This window comes from Nocardioides sp. SYSU D00038 (assembly GCF_016924665.1).
GTDB lineage: Bacteria > Actinomycetota > Actinomycetes > Propionibacteriales > Nocardioidaceae > Nocardioides.
Map to the genome: position 1 here is coordinate 22,700 of NZ_JAFFJT010000011.1, position 18,898 is coordinate 41,597.

18 protein-coding genes and 1 tRNA gene are annotated in these 18,898 nt (G+C 72.2%); 15 read left to right on the forward strand and 4 right to left on the reverse strand.

From position 1 onward, the window contains the following. The first annotated feature begins 6 nt into the window (after positions 1 to 6). From JT721_RS06400 to JT721_RS06435, 8 genes are all read left to right on the forward strand, one after another. Complete coding sequence (locus JT721_RS06400) at positions 7 to 1,038, forward strand: hypothetical protein (RefSeq protein WP_205472123.1); 1,032 nt, start codon at positions 7 to 9, stop codon at positions 1,036 to 1,038. Positions 1,039 to 1,197: 159 nt separating this feature from the next. Next, positions 1,198 to 2,244 carry a hypothetical protein gene (locus tag JT721_RS06405; RefSeq protein ID WP_205472124.1) on the forward strand — a complete coding sequence of 349 codons (1,047 nt, stop codon included), beginning with the start codon at positions 1,198 to 1,200 and terminating at the stop codon, positions 2,242 to 2,244. A 153-nt stretch (positions 2,245 to 2,397) separates the two neighbouring features. Next, positions 2,398 to 3,444: a hypothetical protein gene (locus JT721_RS06410; RefSeq protein WP_205472125.1), complete on the forward strand. Its 1,047-nt coding sequence runs from the start codon at positions 2,398 to 2,400 to the stop codon at positions 3,442 to 3,444. Between the two features lie 144 nt (positions 3,445 to 3,588). Next, positions 3,589 to 4,617, forward strand: coding sequence for a hypothetical protein (locus tag JT721_RS06415; protein WP_205472126.1), 1,029 nt, complete (start codon positions 3,589 to 3,591; stop codon positions 4,615 to 4,617). Between the two features lie 1,021 nt (positions 4,618 to 5,638). Beyond that, complete coding sequence (locus tag JT721_RS06420) at positions 5,639 to 6,781, forward strand: HNH endonuclease signature motif containing protein (RefSeq protein WP_205472127.1); 1,143 nt, start codon at positions 5,639 to 5,641, stop codon at positions 6,779 to 6,781. Between the two features lie 291 nt (positions 6,782 to 7,072). Beyond that, the gene (locus JT721_RS06425) at positions 7,073 to 7,933 is read left to right on the forward strand and encodes a hypothetical protein (protein ID WP_205472128.1); all 861 of its coding nucleotides are present in this window, start codon (positions 7,073 to 7,075) and stop codon (positions 7,931 to 7,933) included. Between the two features lie 109 nt (positions 7,934 to 8,042). Beyond that, on the forward strand, positions 8,043 to 9,050 hold the full coding sequence (locus JT721_RS06430; protein ID WP_205472129.1) for a hypothetical protein: 1,008 nt from the start codon (positions 8,043 to 8,045) through the stop codon (positions 9,048 to 9,050). Positions 9,051 to 9,179: 129 nt separating this feature from the next. Next, positions 9,180 to 10,181: a hypothetical protein gene (locus JT721_RS06435; protein WP_205472130.1), complete on the forward strand. Its 1,002-nt coding sequence runs from the start codon at positions 9,180 to 9,182 to the stop codon at positions 10,179 to 10,181. A gap of 26 nt (positions 10,182 to 10,207) precedes the next feature. On the opposite strand, the gene JT721_RS06440 is transcribed toward JT721_RS06435, so the two are convergent. The 3 genes from JT721_RS06440 to JT721_RS06450 all read right to left on the reverse strand — a co-directional run bounded on the left by JT721_RS06440 (position 10,208) and on the right by JT721_RS06450 (position 11,885). Then, positions 10,208 to 10,348 (reverse strand): hypothetical protein, encoded by a 141-nt coding sequence (locus tag JT721_RS06440; protein WP_205472131.1) that lies wholly within the window; start codon positions 10,346 to 10,348, stop codon positions 10,208 to 10,210. Between the two features lie 139 nt (positions 10,349 to 10,487). Beyond that, positions 10,488 to 10,560, reverse strand: a tRNA-Lys gene (locus tag JT721_RS06445). A 38-nt stretch (positions 10,561 to 10,598) separates the two neighbouring features. Continuing rightward, entirely contained in the window at positions 10,599 to 11,885 is a 1,287-nt protein-coding gene (locus JT721_RS06450) for a hypothetical protein (protein ID WP_205472132.1), read from the reverse strand. 527 nt (positions 11,886 to 12,412) lie between these two features. On the opposite strand from JT721_RS06450, the gene JT721_RS06455 reads away from it, so the two are divergent. The 6 genes from JT721_RS06455 to JT721_RS06480 all read left to right on the forward strand — a co-directional run bounded on the left by JT721_RS06455 (position 12,413) and on the right by JT721_RS06480 (position 16,770). Beyond that, positions 12,413 to 12,616, forward strand: coding sequence for a cold-shock protein (locus JT721_RS06455; RefSeq protein ID WP_056863399.1), 204 nt, complete (start codon positions 12,413 to 12,415; stop codon positions 12,614 to 12,616). Positions 12,617 to 12,829: 213 nt separating this feature from the next. Beyond that, a complete protein-coding gene (locus JT721_RS06460) occupies positions 12,830 to 13,003 on the forward strand; it encodes a hypothetical protein (RefSeq protein ID WP_205472133.1) in 174 nt (57 codons plus the stop codon). A gap of 96 nt (positions 13,004 to 13,099) precedes the next feature. Further along, positions 13,100 to 13,393: a metal-sensitive transcriptional regulator gene (locus tag JT721_RS06465; RefSeq protein ID WP_205472134.1), complete on the forward strand. Its 294-nt coding sequence runs from the start codon at positions 13,100 to 13,102 to the stop codon at positions 13,391 to 13,393. A gap of 14 nt (positions 13,394 to 13,407) precedes the next feature. Further along, a complete protein-coding gene (locus JT721_RS06470; RefSeq protein WP_205472135.1) occupies positions 13,408 to 13,614 on the forward strand; it encodes a heavy-metal-associated domain-containing protein in 207 nt (68 codons plus the stop codon). Then, positions 13,611 to 14,540, forward strand: a complete 930-nt coding sequence (locus JT721_RS06475) for a hypothetical protein (RefSeq protein WP_205472136.1) — start codon at positions 13,611 to 13,613, stop codon at positions 14,538 to 14,540. Before JT721_RS06470 ends, JT721_RS06475 begins: the two co-directional genes overlap by 4 nt. Then, complete coding sequence (locus JT721_RS06480) at positions 14,512 to 16,770, forward strand: cation-translocating P-type ATPase (RefSeq protein ID WP_205472137.1); 2,259 nt, start codon at positions 14,512 to 14,514, stop codon at positions 16,768 to 16,770. The genes JT721_RS06475 and JT721_RS06480 overlap by 29 nt, the downstream gene beginning before the upstream one ends. 4 nt (positions 16,771 to 16,774) lie before the next feature. Here the strand turns inward: JT721_RS06480 and JT721_RS06485 are convergent, their stop codons facing one another. After that, complete coding sequence (locus JT721_RS06485) at positions 16,775 to 17,836, reverse strand: hypothetical protein (protein ID WP_205472138.1); 1,062 nt, start codon at positions 17,834 to 17,836, stop codon at positions 16,775 to 16,777. A gap of 43 nt (positions 17,837 to 17,879) precedes the next feature. Here JT721_RS06485 and JT721_RS06490 point away from each other — a divergent pair, with 43 nt between their 5' ends. Beyond that, entirely contained in the window at positions 17,880 to 18,791 is a 912-nt protein-coding gene (locus JT721_RS06490; protein WP_205472139.1) for an NUDIX hydrolase, read from the forward strand. Positions 18,792 to 18,898: the final 107 nt, after the last annotated feature.

An 18,898-nucleotide genomic window follows, 5' to 3' on the forward strand; every position in this document is an offset into this window, starting at 1 on the left:
ACCTCCATGAAGCACCGCACCATCGCTCGGACGATGGCCCTGGCGGCGTCGTCGACGCTGGCCTTCGGCGTCCTGAGCGCCGTGGCCGCACCCGCCCAGGCCGCCCCGGTCATCACCGACGGCTACATCTACTCGGTGGGTTCCGCGGGCAACATGTCCGGCGACTGCGCCGAGTCGGTGCCCTCGACCAGCCAGAACCAGGACTTCGTCACCGACAGCGAGACCCGCTCCGCCTCGCACAGCCACGACGCCACCGTGACCAACAACGCCGCGCCTGCGGAGGTGACCACCGTCCACAGTCGGCAGTCCGGCACCGCCCGGGTCACGGCGGCGGGCGGCAGTCTGCGATCGGTGGACTTCAAGGTCACCGGCGAGCAGTCGATGTCCGTCCCTGCCGGCCAGCTGTGCGACACCAGCTTGCGCGGAGAGACCGACCTCTACTTCGAGTTCAAGATCGCTCGGGCAGGTTGGCTGACCATCGACACGACCTCGCGTGGATTCACCTACTCGGAGGCTTGGATCGAACGCGACGACTCTCCCGAGCAGGAGGAGCAGGACACCTGGTCGGAGTTCGACGTCTTCGACAACACCAGTCGGGTGTTCCTGCCGGTCGGTGAGTACGAGTTCTACGCCGAGTTCGAGGCTCGTCGTTTCGCCTCGGGCGGGAGCTTCGCGACGAAGCGGTCGGCCGCCACGGTGTCCGCGCGGTTCGTGCCGGGCGGGGAGGCTCCGGCGGCGGCACAGGGTGGCGGCAAGGCGTTCGTGGACCTGCCGGTCGCTCGTGACTGCGCGGGCAACGCGGTGACTGCGACGTTCAAGAAGCCGGCGAAGAAGGTCGCGAAGGCGACGTTCTTCGTCAACGGCAAGAAGCGCAAGACGGTCAACAGCGCCAAGAAGGGCAAGACCGTCAAGCTCGGCAGCCTGGTCGACGCCAAGCCGGTGACGGTCAAGGCCGTGCTCAAGCTCGACCCGCCGCGCAAGGGCAAGAAGGGCAAGACCAAGACGGTCACCCGGTCCTACACCGCCTGTTCGGGCTGATAAGAGCCGGACCAGCGTCGTGGGTCGTCCTCGTTGTCAGGGGCGGCCCACGGTCACGTCTGCCAGGCAATGCCCCGTCTGGGCCATGGTCGCGTTCGCCCGGCTTTACCTAGGCTGGCGCGGTCAACCGACGACCCACTGCGAGGAGCACCTCACCCCATGAAGCACCCCATCCTGGCCCGCCTCGGGATCGGCACGGCCTCGGCCGCGCTCACCCTCGGCGTCCTCAGTGCCGTGGCAGCCGCGCCGGCCCACGCCGACCCGGTCATCACCGACGGCGAGCTCGACACCTACGCCACGGCGTACAAGCAGGGCGGCGCGTCCTGCACGCAGACCGCCCCTGACGTCGACATCGACAAGAACTTCAGCGCGAGCGACAACCAGACCCTCACCAACGGCCACAGCTACACGGGCGCCGTGGTCAACGACAACGACGCGTCCGACCGGACCGACGTGGTCAGCCAGCAGAGCGGTTCGATCAAGGTGGCCACCGCCGGTGGCAGCTTCGCGTCGGCCGACTTCCGCACCAATGGGCGGTTCAGCTTGACCGCTGCGAAGGGCGCGGCCCAGGCGTGCAACACCTATGCCTACGCCTACATCGAGACCGAGTTCGAGTTCAAGATCGCGCAGGCCGGCTGGTTCACGGTCGACATGGCCAGCAAGGGCTACAACTACGTCGAGGCCTACATCGAGGTCGAGAACCAGCCCGGCCCCGACACCGACCAGGACCACTACTCCGAGTTCGAGAACCACACCGGCACCGACCGGGTCTGGCTGCCGGCCGGTGAGTACCGCTTCTACGCGGAGACCTACCGCAACCAGTACGCGGTCCACGGCAACGTCTCCAAGACCATGACCGCCCGGATCACCGCCAGCTTCGTCCCCGGCGGCGCGGCCCCCGCCGCGGCACAGGGTGGCGGCAAGGCGTTCGTCGACCTGCCCGCCGCTCGTGACTGCGCGGCCAACGCGGTGACCGCGACGTTCAAGAAGCCGGCCAAGAAGGTCGCGAAGGCGACGTTCTACGTCAACGGCAAGAAGCGCAAGACGGTCAACAGCGCCAAGAAGGGCAAGACCGTCAAGCTCGGCAGCCTGGTCGACGCCAAGCCGGTGACGGTCAAGGCGGTGCTCAAGCTCGACCCGCCGCGCAAGGGCAAGAAGGGCAAGACCAAGACGGTCACCCGGTCCTACACCGCCTGTTCGGGCTGAGGGGCACCGGACCAGCGTCGTGGGCCGCCCTCGTTGTCGGGGGCGGCCCACGGTCGCGTGACGGGCAATGCCCCGTCTGGGCCATGGTCGCGCCCAGCGGCTTTACCTAGGCTGGCGCGGTCAACCTACTCTCTGCGAGGAGCACCTCACCCCATGAAGCACCCCATTCTGGCCCGCCTCGGGATCGGCACGGCCTCGGCCGCGCTCACCCTCGGTGCCATCAGTGCCGTGGCGACCCCGGCCCACGCCGACCCGGTCATCACCGACGGCGAGATCGACACCTACGCCACGGCGTACAAGCAGAACAACGCAGCGGCGTGCACCGCGACCAGCCCCTCGGCCAACAGCAGCAAGGACTTCACCACGAGCGACAACCAGACCCTCACCCTCGGTCACAGCTACACGGGCGCCGTGGTCAACGACAACGACGCGTCCGACCGGACCGACGTGGTCAGCCGGCAGAACGGCTCGATGAAGGTGGCGACCCTGGGCGGCAACTTCGCGTCGGCCGACTTCCGCACCAACGGACGATTCAGCATGACGGCCGCGAAGGGCGCGGCCCAGGGGTGCGACACCTATGCCTACGGCTACATCGAGACCGACTTCAACTTCAAGATCGCGCAGGCCGGCTGGTTCACGGTCGACATGGCCAGCAAGGGCTACAACTACGTCGAGGCCTACATCGAGGTCGAGAACCAGTCCGGTCCCGACACCGACCAGGACCACTACTCCGAGTTCGAGAACCACACCGGCACCGACCGGGTATGGCTGCCGGCCGGTGAGTACCGCTTCTACGCGGAGACCTACCGCGACCACCGCGCCACCCAGGGCAACATCGTCAGGGACATGAGCGCCCGGATCACGGCCAGCTTCGTCCCGGGCGGCGCAGCCCCGGCCGCGGCACAGGGTGGCGGCAAGGCGTTCGTGGACCTGCCGGCCGCTCGTGACTGCGCGGGCAACGCGGTGACCGCGACGTTCAAGAAGCCGGCGAAGAAGGTCGCGAAGGCGACGTTCTACGTCAACGGCAAGAAGCGCAAGACGGTCAACAGCGCCAAGAAGGGCAAGACCGTCAAGCTCGGCAGCCTGGTCGACGCCAAGGCGGTGACGGTCAAGGCCGTGCTCAAGCTCGACCCGCCGCGCAAGGGCAAGCCCGGCAAGACCAAGACGGTCACCCGGTCCTACACCGCCTGCTCCGGCTGAGGGGCACCGGACCAGCGTCGTGGGTCGCCCTCGTTGTCGGGGGCGGCCCACGGTCGCGTGACGGGCAATGCCCCGTACGGGCCATGGTCGCGTCGGCGCGCGCACCCTAGGCTCCGTGGGTTCGTCCCACAACCAAGGAGCAACATGAAGCACCCCGTGCTCGGCCGCGCTGCGGCCCTCGTGGCGTCCGGCGCGCTCGGCCTCAGCATCGCCGCCGTCGCGCCCGCGGCTCACGCCGCCCCCGTCCTCACCAACGCCTACATCGAGTCCTCGGCCTCCGCGTCCAACCAGAGCGGCAACTGCACCGAGTCGGTGCCCTTCGCGGGCCAGGAGCAGGACTTCGTCACCGACAACGAGGCGCGATCGGCGGGGCACACCTACGACGCGACCGTGACCAACGACAACGTCCCGGCCGAGGTCACCACGGTCCACAGCCGCCAGGCCGGCACCGGTCGCGTCGCGGCGGCTGCGGGCAGCCTGCGCTCCGTGGACTTCAAGGTCACCGGGGATTACTCCATGTCCACCCCTGCCAACCAGCTCTGCGACACCCGCCTCCGGGGCTACACGGAGATCTACTTCGAGTTCAAGATCGCCCAGGCAGGGTGGCTGACCATCGACACGACCTCCCGCGGGTTCACCTTCGCGGAGGCCTGGATCGAGCGCAACGACAACGGGGACCAGCAGGAGCAGGACACCTGGTCGGAGTTCGACGTCTACGACAACACCAGCCGGGTGTTCCTGCCGGTCGGCGACTACGAGTTCTACGCGGAGTTCGAGGTCACCCGGGAAGCAGTGCGCGGGAGCGTCGCGTCGAAGAAGCTCACCGGCTCGGTCTCCGCCCAGTTCGTGCCCGGCGGCGCGGCTCCGGCCGCGGCGCAGGGTGGCGGCAAGGCGTTCGTGGACCTGCCGGCCGCTCGTGACTGCGCGGGCAACGCGGTGACTGCGACGTTCAAGAAGCCGGCGAAGAAGGTCGCGAAGGCGACGTTCTTCGTCAACGGCAAGAAGCGCACGACGGTCAAGAACGCCAAGAAGGGCAAGACCGTCAAGCTCGGCAGCCTGGTCGACGCCAAGCCGGTGACGGTCAAGGCCGTGCTCAAGCTCGACCCGCCGCGCAAGGGCAAGCCCGGCAAGACCAAGACGGTCACCCGGTCCTACACCGCCTGCTCCGGCTGACCCACCTGCTCCACCACGATCGACCGCGTACGGCGGCCCGGGGCTCCCGGGCCGCCGTTCGTGCGTCCGAGTGGTCCTCACTCGTTGCCCGGTGGGACGACAGCCCTCCCTTCCTCGGGATTCGGGTCCCTCCGCTGGCCAACTCGGGGCGCCCGCGGCTAGCAGGCCGACGCTCGCCGTCGAGGATTCCCTCCGGCGCCTTGGGCGTCCTTGACCGCGAGCCTCGGTCGGCCTGCTGTACGGCGCACTGCCGGCACTCGCAAGCTCGCGCCGCCAGCACGCGCGGGCGCTTGCCCCACCGCTGGTTGAGGAAGGACGAAGTCCTTCACTCGTTACCCGGTGAGACAAGAGCCCTCCCGCAACACCGCGGGCAGCCCGGGTATCGCCGACCCGTCGTTAATTGACGCCGGGTGGGCGCACCGCGGCGTCAACAAGCGCGGGGTCGGCGGTACCCGCAGGCGTTTGGCCGGCGGGGGTTTCGAGACAGTCGCTAGCGCGACTTCCTCAACCAGCGATGGTCACGGTTGGCGCTGGTTGAGGTGCGAGGAGCGCTAGCGACGAGCCTCGAAACCCGGCAAGTCGAACGCCCTCCCTGGACCAGGGTTCGGAGACCTCCTGCGGCTGACTCGGGGCGCCCGCGCGCCTACCTGGTCGGGTCTCGGCGTCAAGGCTTCCCTGCGGCGCCTTCGGCGGCCTTGACCCCGAGCCTCTCCCGACCAGGTGGGACGGCGCACGGCCGGCACTCGCAAGCTCGCGCCGCCAGCTTGCGCGGGCTTGGCGCATCGCTGGTTGAGGAAGGACGAGGTCCTTCACTCAGTTACCCGGCGAGCCGAGAGCCCTCCGGGTGGGGACGGTCTGCGTTCGGCCGGCGGGGGTTTCGAGACAGTCGCTAGCGCGACTTCCTCAACCAGCGGTGGGCGCCTCCCGACCGCGATAACGATCGGGTGACAAACCGGAATCCCGTTGTGGACAACGCGAAATCCGGCCGAGCACTGTCGGTGGTCGATGCTTGGATCGAAGCATGACAGGCACCCGGGCAGAGCTCCTCGCCGCGGTCCGCGACACCAAGTACGTCCGCGACCGCGCCGAGGCAGACCTGCTCAGGCTCGCGTGCGAGTGGGCCGACTTGCACCCCGCCGAGTCGATCGTCCCCGCGATGGAGAGGTGGGAGGACGCCGACGTCCTCGGCGGCGAGGGCACCCCGCAGGTGGCGGAGTTCTGCGTCGCCGAGCTCGGCCTCGCGCTCGGCACCTCCACCCACGCCGCCCGGCTCCTGCTTGCCGAGGCCCTCGAGCTGCGCCACCGCCTCAAGCGGCTCTGGGCACGCGTGCAGGCCGGCGAGGTGCAGGCCTGGAAGGCCCGCACCGTCGCCAAGCACACCATCGCACTGCCGCCCGCGGTCGCGGCGCACGTCGACTCCCAGCTCGAGACCAAGGCCGCCCGGCTCGGGCCCAGGCAGGTCGAGAACCTCGTCACCGAAGCGATCCTCCGCTTCGACCCCGACCGGGCAGAGCGCGACCGACGAGCAGCGCTCGCCAAGCGCTACGTGCGGATCACCCACGGCCGTCACGGCATCGCCTGGGTCGACGCCCAGGTCGACACCGCCACCGCCCTCCAGCTCGAGACCGCGATCGCGGCCGGCGCCAAGACCATCGAGACTGACGAACCCCTCGACCTCCGACGCGCGAATGCCCTGGGTCAGCTCGTGAAGGGCGACACCACCGTCGTGGTCCACTTCCACGACCAAGCCGTCGGTCTGCTCGACAACACCCGCGAGCCCGTCACCCTCGACCAGGTCGCCGACTGGTGCGGGAAGGCGACCGTGGTGAAGCCCGTGCAGGTCATCGACCTCAACACCCACCACCAGATCGACAGCGCCGAGGTCCCAGCCCGGCTCAAGCGCCAAGCCGAGCTGATCTTCCACACCTGCGCCTTCCCCCACTGCACCCGCCCAGCAGCCCGCTGCGACACCGACCACACCGTGGCGTACGACGACGGCGGACCCACCTGCTCCTGCAACCTCGTGCCGCTCTGCCGGCGGCATCACCGCCTCAAGACACATGCGATGTGGACCTACGACCGGATCGACCAACAGACAGTCGAGTGGACCAGCCCCCATGGCCTCACCGCCCGCCGCGACCCCACCGGCACCTGGGAACCCTGACGGCCCCGCCCCACACCCCGCCGTCCACAACGGTCCAGACGGCGGGGCTGATGGGTCGCGCGCGTGGCGCTCGTTGCCTATCGTTCTCTGGCTCGACTCCCGACGAACCCAGGAGCACCGATGGCGCCCAGCCTCCTGCGACCCCCTGCCGTGGCGGTGACCGCCGCGCTCCTGCTGACCGGATCGGTCCTCGTGGCAACACCCGGGACGGCCGGGGCCGCGCCCCCCGTGACCGGGGCTCAGATCGGCGTGCGCGCGCACGCAGAGGCCGAGTCCCTGCAGTGCTCCCCGATGGGCAACCTGGGGACGGACGAGGTGCACCACTACCCGGTGCCGCTCGACCAGCCGACGCTGGCGCGATCCGACTCGTTCGCCGGCGAGTTCAACAACATCGTCACTTCCGGCGACGAGACCACCGTCGACGGTGCGATCACCGGCCACGCCCGCATCTCGACGGCGGGCGGGGCCCTGCGGGAGGTCCGCTTCGAGGTGGCCGACGAGATGGCCATGGATGCCCCACCGTCCACGAGCTGCGGCGTGAGCCAGGAGGTGTACGCCGACCTCGTGGTGGGTCTCGACCTGCCCCGCGGCGGGTTCCTGACCCTCGACCTGACCAACGCTGGTGCGGGCCGGGTCACGACGACGGTGCGGACGGGGGGTGCGACGCGCGCGACCCTCGACAGCCAGCTGCCCTCCGACCACCGGCGGACCCGGGTCCACCTCCCGGCCGGCAAGCACCAGCTCGTCGCTACGGTCCGTCAGCAGCACGCCGCCGTCGACGGCGACCTCGACGCCTCGGGCACGGCCGTGGTGACCGCGTCGTTCGTCGAGGGCGGGCTCGCCGCGGGTCCGGCGCGGGGCCGCGGCACGTCGTTCGTGGGCCTCCCCGCGACCCGCGACTGCGCGGGCGGCGCGGTGACCCCGACGTTCAGGAGACCGGCCCGGAAGGTCGCCAAGGCGACGTTCTTCGTCAACGGTGCCCAGCGCCGGACGGTGAGGAACCCCCGGCCGAACCGGACCGTGCGGCTCCGCGGGCTGGCGGCCGCCCAGCCGGTGACGATCAGGGCGGTGCTCCGGCTCGACCCGCCCCGCAAGGGCAAGAAGGGCAGGACCAGGACGGTCACCCGGTCCTACACCGCCTGCTCGGCCTAGACACTGCTGCACCTGCACGACCGCGTACGGCGACCCCGGAACCACCTACGGTCGCCGTACGTCCACGTCCTGGCCCGTCGGGCCACCCTCCCGAACCCGAAAGGCACCCATGTCGCACCGCACCCTCGCCCTGGCCGTCTCCACCTCGCTGGCGACCGCCGCGCTGGTCGCTCTCGCCCCCACCGTTTCCGCCGCGCCCAGCACCAGCAGCGGCTCCTTCGACGTCGACACCAGCGCCGCCGGCCCCAACGCGTGCGAGGACCACACGACGCTGTCCGGCACCGAGAGTGTCCAGGTCGCGCCCAACGGCGTCCCGCGGCAGGTCGGCCAGCTGCGCACCGGAACCGTCCACGACCCCGCCGACCCCGGGCCTCGCACCTCGGTGACCAACCGGGCAGGCGGCACCGCCACCATCCGCTCCCAGGGTGGTCGACTGGTGAGCGCCGACATCGCGCTGCGGACGGCGCTGAAGATGGCGAAGCCCGCCCCCACCTCGTGCAACGCCTACTCCATGCAGAGCGTCGAGCTGGGCTTCACCTTCACGATCGACGAGCCGGGCTGGTTCACCGCCGACATCGACAACCGCCGCGCCGGTGAGCTGGCCACGGGTCTCGACACCCCGGGCACCCAGGACTGGTACCACGAGACCGACCACCCCTATGACTCCGCCAGCCTGCGCACCTACCTCGTCGCGGGCACCTACTTCTTCCACACCGAAGTCCGCCGTGGCCACAGCGTGGAGACCGGCAACCTCGACACCGCGGGCACCGCCTCGGTCAGGGTCGGCTTCACCGAGGCCGGTGCCGCCACCTCGGCCGCTGTCGGCGGTGGGCGCACCTTCGTCGCCCTCCCCGACGCCCGCGACTGCGCGGGGAACGCGGTCGCCGCGGCGTTCAAGCAGTCGGCCAGGAAGGTGAGGAAGGCGACCTTCTACGTCAACGGCGCCAAGAAGAAGACGGTTCGCACCCCCAAGAAGGGCCAGACCGTCCGTCTCACCGGTCTCGCCGACGCGAAGGCCGCGACGGTGCGGTCGGTGGTCGTGCTGAAGCCCGCGCGGAAGGGCAAGCCCAGCAAGGTCAAGACGGTGACCCGCTCCTACGCCGCCTGCTCCGCCTGAGGCGCGCTGAGGGGACGTCCGCCGACCCGGCGCCAGCCGCGCCGGGTCGGCGTCGTCCACGAAACGAGGTTGTCCCGCCAAACTAGCGATGGTAGTTTACGGCTCCCGACAAGTCCTCAGGAGTCCGTCGTGCCTCGCTCCCGTTCAAGCCTCCTCGCCACGCTCACCGGCGCCGGCCTCGCCGTCGGTGCGCTGAACCTGGTCCCCGCTTCCCCGGCATCGGCCTCGCCGCCGGAGTCCCCTCGGCTCCAGCTGCTGGCGCGGGCGTGGTCCGACACGTGCGCCGGCTCGGCCGGCAGCGCCACGCCTACGACCTACGCCGTGCCCACCGATGGCACCGAGGTGCCGCGGACGGCTGGGGTCGACACCACGATCCACTCCGCCCTCCCGCCCGCGGAGTCGACCGAGATCCGCGGCGAGGTCCGCGCGGTGCCGCGGATCACCACCCGAGGCGGCGTACCGCAGACCGTGGAGCTGGTGGTCGACGACGAGCTCGCCCTCGACGCCGACTACGTCGCGACCTGCCAGGCGCGGGCGGTCCAGGCCGCCCAGCTCGTGGTGCCGCTCCAGCTCCCGCGACCCGGCTGGCTGACCCTCCAGGTCGACAACGCCGGCCTCGGGGAAGCCCAGGCCCGGCTGCGCACCGGGGGTTCGATCGTCGCCGACCTGACCACCACCCTCCCGGACGACCGGCGCGCAGTGCGGGTGCTCCTGCCGGCCGGACTCCACCAGCTGACGCTGCGCGGTGTGCGCGGCGCCCGCGCGGCGGACGGCGACCTGTCGGTCAGCGGCGCCGGCAGGCTGCGGGCGACGTTCGCGGAGGCCGGCACCGCCACCGGCCCCGAGCGGGGCGCGGGCCGCTCGCTGGTGGACCTGCCCACCGGGCGCGACTGCGCGGCCGGCTCCGCAGCCATCGTGCTGCGCGCCGGCCCGGGCCGGGCGGCCGCCGTCCGGCTGCTGGTCGACGGGCGCAAGGTCCGCACCGTGCGGAAGGTGGAGCGCGGCAGGCGCGTGGTGCTGCGCAACCTGCCGGCGACGAAGGCCGTCACGCTGCGCGCGGTGGTCGTGCTCCAGCCCGCCAGGAAGGGCCGCACCAAGGCGGCCTCACGGTCCTACCTGGCCTGCCGCTAGGCGGAGGCCGGGTGACCGCGGATCACCTACTGGGCGACGGGCAGGCCCTGGGTCCAGGAGGCGGGCTCGTACGACGGGGCGGCGACCGGGTCGTACCCGAACTCGGCCACGAGGTCGGCGTAGGCCGGTTCGCGGTCGGGGTCGGGCGCGTGCTGCTGGGTGTTCATGTGAACCTCGAGTCGTGCGGAGGAAGAGACCGGGGAGCCCCGATGCCCGGTCCGGGCTGGTCCCATGATGGTGCCCCGGGACGGCCGGGGCATACGCCCCGTGGGGTGAGCCGCCACACAGGGCGCGGCGCACGAGCGGTAGGCCCCGTGGGACTCGAACCCACAACCAAGAGATTAAAAGTCTCCTGCTCTGCCAATTGAGCTAGGGGCCCCGGCGCCCGCCATCCTCCCAGAGGCCCGGGGCGCGGGCTCAGGGGTGCCGACGGGGACCCGCCTCGAAGGCGCCGATGTCGCCGACGCGGCGGCCGTCGCCGTTGCCGTCGGTGGGGACGCGGCGGTTGCGCAGGTCGCGCCGGGCGGGTGGCCTGCGCACCCGGTCGACGGCGGGGCTCGAGGCGCGGGGGACCAGCTGGCGGCCGCTGCGGTTGACGAACTGCGGGTCGGCCACCCGGTCGCCCGGCAGCATCCGGGTCTCGACCGGCCCGTTCCAGTAGAGGTTGCCGCCCCCGCCGATGCTGCCCTCGGCGTAGCCGATCCGGCCCGCCACGTCGAAGATGTTGTTGCGGATCGTCAGCGTGCTCGGCGTCGAGGTGCCGCCGACGTAGAAGCCCTGCGACCCGTGCCCGGTGTGGCGCACGGTGTTGTTGAGGGCGACCGTGCGGGTGACCGGGCCGAAGAAGTCGCCGGCCCCGCGGGTGACGAGGAACTCCGCGAACCGCACCGACGAGACCGACACGTTGTAGGCGTACGTCGTGCGGTCGGTGCGCGCGTGCCCGAGCTCGGTGAAGGCCCGGTTGTCGCGCCCCTCGTTGTGGTGCACCGAGGTGCCGATGCCGCCGTAGATCTCGATGGCCGAGCCGTCGGTGCCGAAGTCCGGCGACGCGGCGACCTGCCCCTCGAAGTAGTTGTAGGCGATCTCCGCGCGGTCGCCCTGCACGACGACGCCCATCGCGCCGTAGTCGTCCCACTCACCGGGGGTGTCGGGCGCCAGTCGGTTGTTGTCCAGGAACCGGCTGCGCAGCACCTTGGCGCCGGTGGCCCCCGGCAGGATGTCGACGCCCTGGATGTTGCGGGTCGCCCGGATCCGGCGCAGCGTGGTGGCCCGGCCCTGCACCCGGACGCCGACCGAGCAGCCGCGCACGTGCACGTCGGTCACCTCGACGTGGGAGCCGGTGGTGGTGATGCACTCGCCAGTGACCACGGGCAGGGCGCCCGCGCCGTAGGCCCCCAGCGAGACCGGTCGCCCGGGGGTGCCGGACCGGCTGATCTCGAGGCGTCCGGCGAAGGTCCGGCCGCGCTGGAGCAGCACCCGGTCGCCGGCGGCCAGCGGGAGCCGCGAGGCGCGGGCCAGGGTGCGCAGCGGTCGGAGCGGGCTGGTGCCCGACGCGCTGTCGGAGCCCGTGGGGGAGACGTAGTAGGTCCGCCCGCCCGAAGCGGCGCCGGCCGCCGGGGTCAGCCCGGTGGGCGCGAGGCTGGAGCCGGTGACGGCGAGCGCGAGCGCGGCGACGACGGTGCGGATCCGCTGCTGGGGGTGCATGGGCCGTCCGGGGGGTGCGGGCCCCGTCCGCGCCGGGGGGCGCGGACGTCGGCGGTCGGGGCCGGTGACCGTGGGGGGACGCTCGACCGGCCGACCTTGGGGGAGGTCACCCGCAGCCTCGACCGGGGGTCGCGGAGGGGCAAGGAGATCGGTGCCGATCTGCCCGATCGGGGCGCCGATATGACCCGTTCCGACTATGCCCCCTGGGGTACCCGCCGTGACCGCCCGAGCGGCACCGGACCCCGCCCCCGAGCCCGGTTCGCCCGCTCGTCACGCCCTCGACGCGGAACTTTCACGCCGAAGGATGGGATTTCGGTCGCCCGCGATGTTTGCGCTGGCGCCGCAGTTGGTACTGTCGTGACAGCAACAGGTGCAAGTTCCAGCTGGTCTGACGCCTAAGGAGTACGTGATCCAACGGCGTTTCTGCTTCGTGGTTCCCATCCACGAGTCGGAGCGACGTGTCACCGCATCTATTGCGGGGTCGTCGAAGTGACGATCTCTCGCCCCGACTAAGGAGTAAACGAGCAATGGCTCAGGGCACCGTGAAGTGGTTCAACGCTGAGAAGGGCTTCGGCTTCATCGCGCAGGAGGACGGCGGCGACGACGTCTTCGTGCACTACTCGGCGATCCAGACCCAGGGCTACAAGTCCCTGGACGAGAACCAGAAGGTCGAGTTCGACGTCACCCAGGGCCCGAAGGGCCCGCAGGCGGAGAACGTCCGTCCCGTCTGACCTGTTCCTGGTCTGACATCCCTCGAGGCCTCCACCCCCTGTGGGTGGGGGCCTCGAGCATGTTCGGTCCCCGCCCGGGTACCGACTGGTCATCCCGGGTGGTCGCAGGACCACCCGCACGGATCAGGTCCACCGTGCTGCGCGACCACGTACGCTGGACCCAAGAGTTCACCAGGCGTTCTCCACGACGCCGAGGGCGCGAGGGAGGTTCGGGTGTACGACCAGTTCGACGTCACGCTCGAGGACTCCGACCTGCTCGGTGAGGTCGAGCTCACGACCAACCTGATCATCGCGGCCAGCGAGGCCGACGAGCACCTCTCCACGACCGAGATCGACGAGATCCTCGGCGTCGTGCCCCAGTCGCCGCAGGCTCCGTCCGCCGACTGAACGTCCGCCCCTGGCACTCGCCGGGTCCGGGCGGCCGTGATCGGGGCCTCCTCCCGCGCACTTGCATTCATACCCTAGGGGGGTAGGGTTATCGCCATGAGCGAGCACCAGCACGGCTACCTCCACCGCAAGGAGGACCACCTCAAGCGGCTGCGCCGGATCGAGGGGCAGGCCCGCGGCCTGCAGCGGATGGTCGAGGAGGAGCAGTACTGCATCGACGTCCTCACCCAGGTCTCGGCGATGACGAAGGCGCTGCAGTCGTTCTCGCTGGCGCTGCTCGAGGAGCACATGAACCACTGCGTGGTCGACGCCGCCCGGGCCGGCGACGCCGAGGCGCGCGACAAGGTGACCGAGGCCATGGACGCGATCACGCGCCTGGTCCGGTCCTGACGAGGAGGAGCCCCATGAGCGAGACCCAGACCTACACCGTCAGCGGGATGACCTGCGGCCACTGCGTCGCGTCGGTGACCGAGGAGCTGACCGAGCTGCCCGGCGTCGAGGACGTCGCCGTGACGCTCGAGACCGGTGCGGTCGTCGTGACCAGCGCCGCCCCGCTCGACCGCGCCGCCGTCGCCGCGGCCGTGGCCGAGGCGGGCTACGAGCTGGCATGAGCACCGCGGCCCGCGTCGCGGCGTTCGTGGGGGCACTCGCGGTCGTGTTCGCCGCCGCGCTGGGCCTGGGCCGGCTCACCGGCTCGCCCGCCCCGGCTGCCCAGCCCGAGCACCAGCCCGAGCACCAGCCCGAGCAGGCCGGCGCCGGGCACACCGCCGGGCACACCGCCGGGCAAGCAGGCGGGCACGCAGGGCCGGTGGGGCTCGAGCGCTCGGCCGACGGTTTCTCGATCGAGCTGGCCGAGCCGGTGGCGACCGCCGGCAGGCGCGGCCTGGCCTTCGTCGTGCGCGGACCCGACGGTGAGCCGGTGGTCGACTACGAGGTGCAGCACGAGAAGGAGCTCCACCTGGTCGTCGTCCGCCGCGACCTGACGGGGTTCCAGCACGTCCACCCCGAGCTCGACGAGGCCACCGGCACCTGGACCACCCGGGTCGACCTGACGCCCGGCACCTGGCGGGTGCTGGCCGACCTCGACCCCGCCGCGGGCGACCCGGTCGTGCTCGGCACCGACCTCCACGTCGCGGGCACGACGACGCCGAGGCCGCTGGGGGACGATCGCCTCGACGGCGCCGTCGGTGGCTACGACGTCACGCTCGCCGGTGGGCTGGCCGCGGGTCACGAGACCACGCTGACCGCGACCGTCAGTCGCGACGGCGTGCCGGTCACCGACCTCGAGCCCTACCTGGGCGCCCTGGGTCACCTGGTCGCGCTGCGCGACGGCGACGTGGGCTACCTCCACGTCCACCCCGAGGAGAGTGACCACCACGGCCCGGCGGTGACGTTCGCGACCACGTTCCCGAGCGCCGGCCGCTACCGGCTGTTCCTGGAGTTCCAGCACGAGGGCACGGTGCGGATGGTGCCGTTCACGGTCACCGTCACGGACGGAGGTGACGAGCATGGGCACGACGAGTCCGGAGCACACTGACCTCGAGGACGTCGAGCTCGCCATCACCGGGATGACCTGCGCCTCGTGCGCCAACCGGATCGAGCGCAAGCTCAACAAGCTCGACGGCGTGACCGCGTCGGTCAACTACGCCACGGAGAGGGCGCGCGTGTCGTTCCCGCCGACCGTCGCTACCGAGCTGCTGCTCGACACCGTGGCCGCGGCGGGGTACGCCGCGGCGCTCCCCGAGCCGGAGCCCGAGCCGGGGGGCGGGCCGGACGCCGCCGACCCGGACGTCGTGCCCGACCCCGAGCTCGACGCGCTGCGTCAGCGCCTGGTGGGGTCGGCGCTGCTGACCCTGCCGGTGGTGGTGCTGGCGATGGTGCCGGCCTGGCAGTTCGACCACTGGCAGTGGGCCTCGCTGACCCTGGCCACGCCGGTCGCGGTGTGGGGCGCCTGGCCGTTCCACCGGGCCGCGTGGGTCAACCTGCGGCACGGCGCCACCACGATGGACACGCTGGTCTCGATGGGGGTGCTGGCGGCGTACGCGTGGTCGCTCGTCGCGCTCTTCCTCGGCACCGCCGGCGACCCCGGGATGACCCACGGGTTCTCGTTCGGGATCGAGCGCAGCGACGGCCTGGGCAACGTCTACCTCGAGACCGCCGCTGGTGTGACGACGTTCCTGCTGGCCGGGCGCTGGTTCGAGAAGCGCTCCAAGCGCCGGGCCGGAGCCGCCCTGCGCGCCCTGCTGTCGCTCGGCGCCCGCGAGGCGACGCTGCTCCGCGACGGGGTCGAGCAGCAGGTGCCGGCGGGGTCGCTGGCGGTCGGCGACACCTTCGTGGTGCGCCCCGGCGAGACGGTGGCGACCGACGGGGTCGTCGAGAGCGGCGCCTCGGCCGTCGACGTCTCGATGCTCACCGGCGAGTCGGTGCCCGTCGACGTCGGGCCCGGCGACCCCGTGGTGGGCGCGACCGTCAACGCCTCCGGGCGGCTGGTCGTCCGCGCCACCAGGGTCGGCAGCGACACGCAGCTGGCCCGGATGGCCCGGCTGGTCGAGGAGGCCCAGCACGGCAAGACCCAGGCGCAGCGCTTGGCCGACCGCGTCTCGGGGGTCTTCGTGCCGCTGGTCATCGCGCTCGCGGTGGGCACCGTCGGCTACTGGCTCGGCACCGGGTCGGGCGCCACGACGGCGTTCTCGGCCGCGGTGGCGGTGTTGATCATCGCCTGCCCCTGCGCGCTCGGCCTGGCCACGCCCACGGCCCTCATGGTCGGCACCGGCCGCGGCGCCCAGCTCGGCATCCTGATCCGCGGGCCCGAGGTGCTCGAGTCGACCCGCAGGGTCGACACGGTCGTGCTGGACAAGACCGGCACGGTGACCACCGGCCGGATGGCGCTGGTCGAGGTGCGGCCGGCGGCCGGGCAGGACGAGGCGGAGCTGAGGCGGCTGGCCGGCGCGGTCGAGGCCGCCAGCGAGCACCCGATCGGCCGGGCCGTCGCGGGCCCGGGCCCGCACCCGGAGGTCACCGGGTTCCGCGCGCTGGCCGGCCTCGGGGTGCTCGGCACCGTCGAGGGGCGCGAGGTGCTCGTGGGCCGGACCGGGCTGCTGGTCGAGCACGGACTCGAGGTGCCCGCCGAGGTGGCTGCCGCGGTCGACGAGGTCGAGGCCGCCGGTCGGACGGCGGTCGCCGCCGGCTGGGCGGGCCGGGCCCGCGGCGTGCTCGCGGTCGCCGACACGGTCAGGGACACCTCCGCCGCCGCGGTCGCCTCGTTGCGGGGGCTGGGCCTCGAGCCGGTGCTGCTCACCGGCGACCACGAGCGCGCGGCCCGGGCGGTCGCGGCCGAGGTCGGCATCGACCGGGTGGTCGCCGGGGTGCTCCCCGAGCAGAAGGTCGCGGTGGTCTCCGACCTCCGTGCGGAGGGCCGCACCGTGGCCATGGTCGGCGACGGCGTCAACGACGCCGCGGCGCTCGCCACCGCCGACCTCGGCATCGCGATGGGCACCGGCACCGACGCCGCCATCGAGGCCAGCGACCTGACGCTGGTGAGCGGCGACCTCCGGGTTGCGGCGGACGCCGTCCGGCTCTCGCGGCGCACGCTCGGCACGATCCGGGGCAACCTGTTCTGGGCGTTCGCCTACAACGTCGCCGCGCTGCCGCTGGCCGCCGCGGGGCTGCTCAACCCGATGCTGGCCGGGGCCGCGATGGCGCTGAGCTCGGTGTTCGTGGTGACCAACAGCCTGCGGCTGCGCGGCTTTCGGCCCCTGGCCCGCTGACGGGTCAGCAGGTCGCGAACAGCACCGGCCCGGAGCCGAGGTCGGAGACGATGAAGCTGCCCTCGACGGGCTCGAGCTCCATCGTCACCACCTCGCCGTCGGCCTCGACCCGGCCGAGCTCGAACCGGTCGGCGAACCCGCCGCCCTGGCCGGGGGCCGGGCCCGAGGCGAGGGTGCTGCGGGCGTCGGCGTTGCGCCGCGCCTGGTCGTCGTCCTCGAACGACATCACGACCCGGGCGGTGCCGTCGGGCAGCGAGCCGAGCAGGAAGCCGGTGAGCGGGTTCACCTCGCCGGCGGCGGCGACGAGCTCGTCGGCCTCCGCCTGGTCGTCGCCGTCGGCCTGGGCCATCGACAGCGCCGTGCAGGCGCGGTCGTCGGCGTAGGCGACCGCCGAGAGCGGCTCGCCGGCGCGGCCGACCACCTGCTCGACGCCGTCGACGCCGCGGTCGCCGTCGAGCGCCGTGGCGAGGTAGTCGGCGTTGTCGCTGCCGATCACCAGGTGCTCATCGGCGTCGATGGCGAGGTTCTGGAACTGGGGTGAGATGCCCGAGCCGGGCGCGAGGTCGGCGATCAGCTCCTCGCCGCCGACCCACACCCCGTCCTCCTCGTCGGGGCGGGTGAAGCCCAGTCCCTCGAGGCCGTCGCCGAGCGCCTCGAGGTCGACGGAGTCGGGCATCTGCAGCAGCGCCACGGCGCCCGACTCGCCCTGGGCGAGCAGCTCCCACTCGACGTTCTCGGGCGAGAAGCCGAACAGGTCGTCGAGGAACGCCGCGGAGTCGACCATCGAGGAGGCCGAGGTGAGGTCGGCGTCGAAGCCGAGGTCGAGCAGCGCGTCGAGGTCGCCTTCGGGGGCGTCGAGCTCGCGGCGTACGCCGGCCCAGTCGGTCCAGGCGAACCGCTCCGACCCCGACGGCGCCAGGTCGACCGCCCGCTCGAGCTCGGTGCGGGAGTGGTCCTGCCAGACGCGCACCCCGACGACCGCGACGGCGGCGACGAGCACCAGGACCAGCGGGACCAGCAGGGCCAGGAGCGGCCTGCGCGCCCGCGTGGGCAGCCAGCGGGGCAACCTGGTCTCCTGTCGTCGACGAACTGGTGTGAGACTAGTCGCCATGGCGAGCGCCCCAGCCCCGCGGGACCCCGCGGTGATCGAGGCAGCGGGCGTGGTCGTGTTCCGTCCCGGCAAGCGGGTGCTGCTCGTGCACCGCCCCAAGTACGACGACTGGTCGTTCCCCAAGGGGAAGCTCGAGCGGGGCGAGCACGCCTGCGTCGCCGCGGTGCGCGAGGTCGCCGAGGAGACCGGCCTGCACGTGCGGCTGGGCCCGCCGTTGTCGGCGCAGCGCTACGCGGTCAAGGGCCGGCCCAAGCGGGTGAGCTACTGGACCGGTCGCGCGGTGGGCAGCCCCGACGTCAGCGGCTACGAGGCCAACGACGAGGTCGACCGGCTCGGCTGGTTCGAGCTCGACGCGGCCCGCGACCGGCTCAGCTACCCCCACGACCTGGCCACCCTCGAGGAGGCCGTCGGGCTGCGGCGCAAGACCCACACCCTCGTGGTGCTGCGCCACGCGACCGCGCGGAGCCGCAAGTCGTGGCGGGCCGACGACCGCACCCGCCCGCTGCTGCAGTCTGGCCGGGTCCAGGCGTTCCGGCTGGTGCCCCAGCTGGCGGCGTACGACGTGCGGCGGCTGGTCAGCTCGTCCTCGACGCGCTGCGTGGAGACCCTGGAGCCGTTCGCCGGGACCACGGGCTGGAAGCTCGAGACCGACGACGTGCTCTCGGAGGAGGGCGCCAGCCAGCGGGGGGTCGAGCGGCTGGTGCGCTCGGTCGTCGACGACCTGCTCGAGCGCAAGGCCGACGCGGGAGGGACCGTCGTGTGCACCCACCGTCCGGTGCTGCCGTGGGTCACCGAGGCCGCCGGGGTGGCGCCGGACGTCACCGAGCCGGGCCTCGAGCCCGGCGAGATGCTCGTGCTCCACCTGCGCCGCGGCCGGGTGGTGGCCGCCGAGCGCCACACCAGCCGCTGAGTCAAGGCCTCCGCGCCCGCTCCCGGGCTTGTTCACGTGTTGTCCGTCTCACCCTCGCGCGCGCGTGGCCGTTCGGCCCTCCCGAGTTCACTCCTCGTTCACCGACG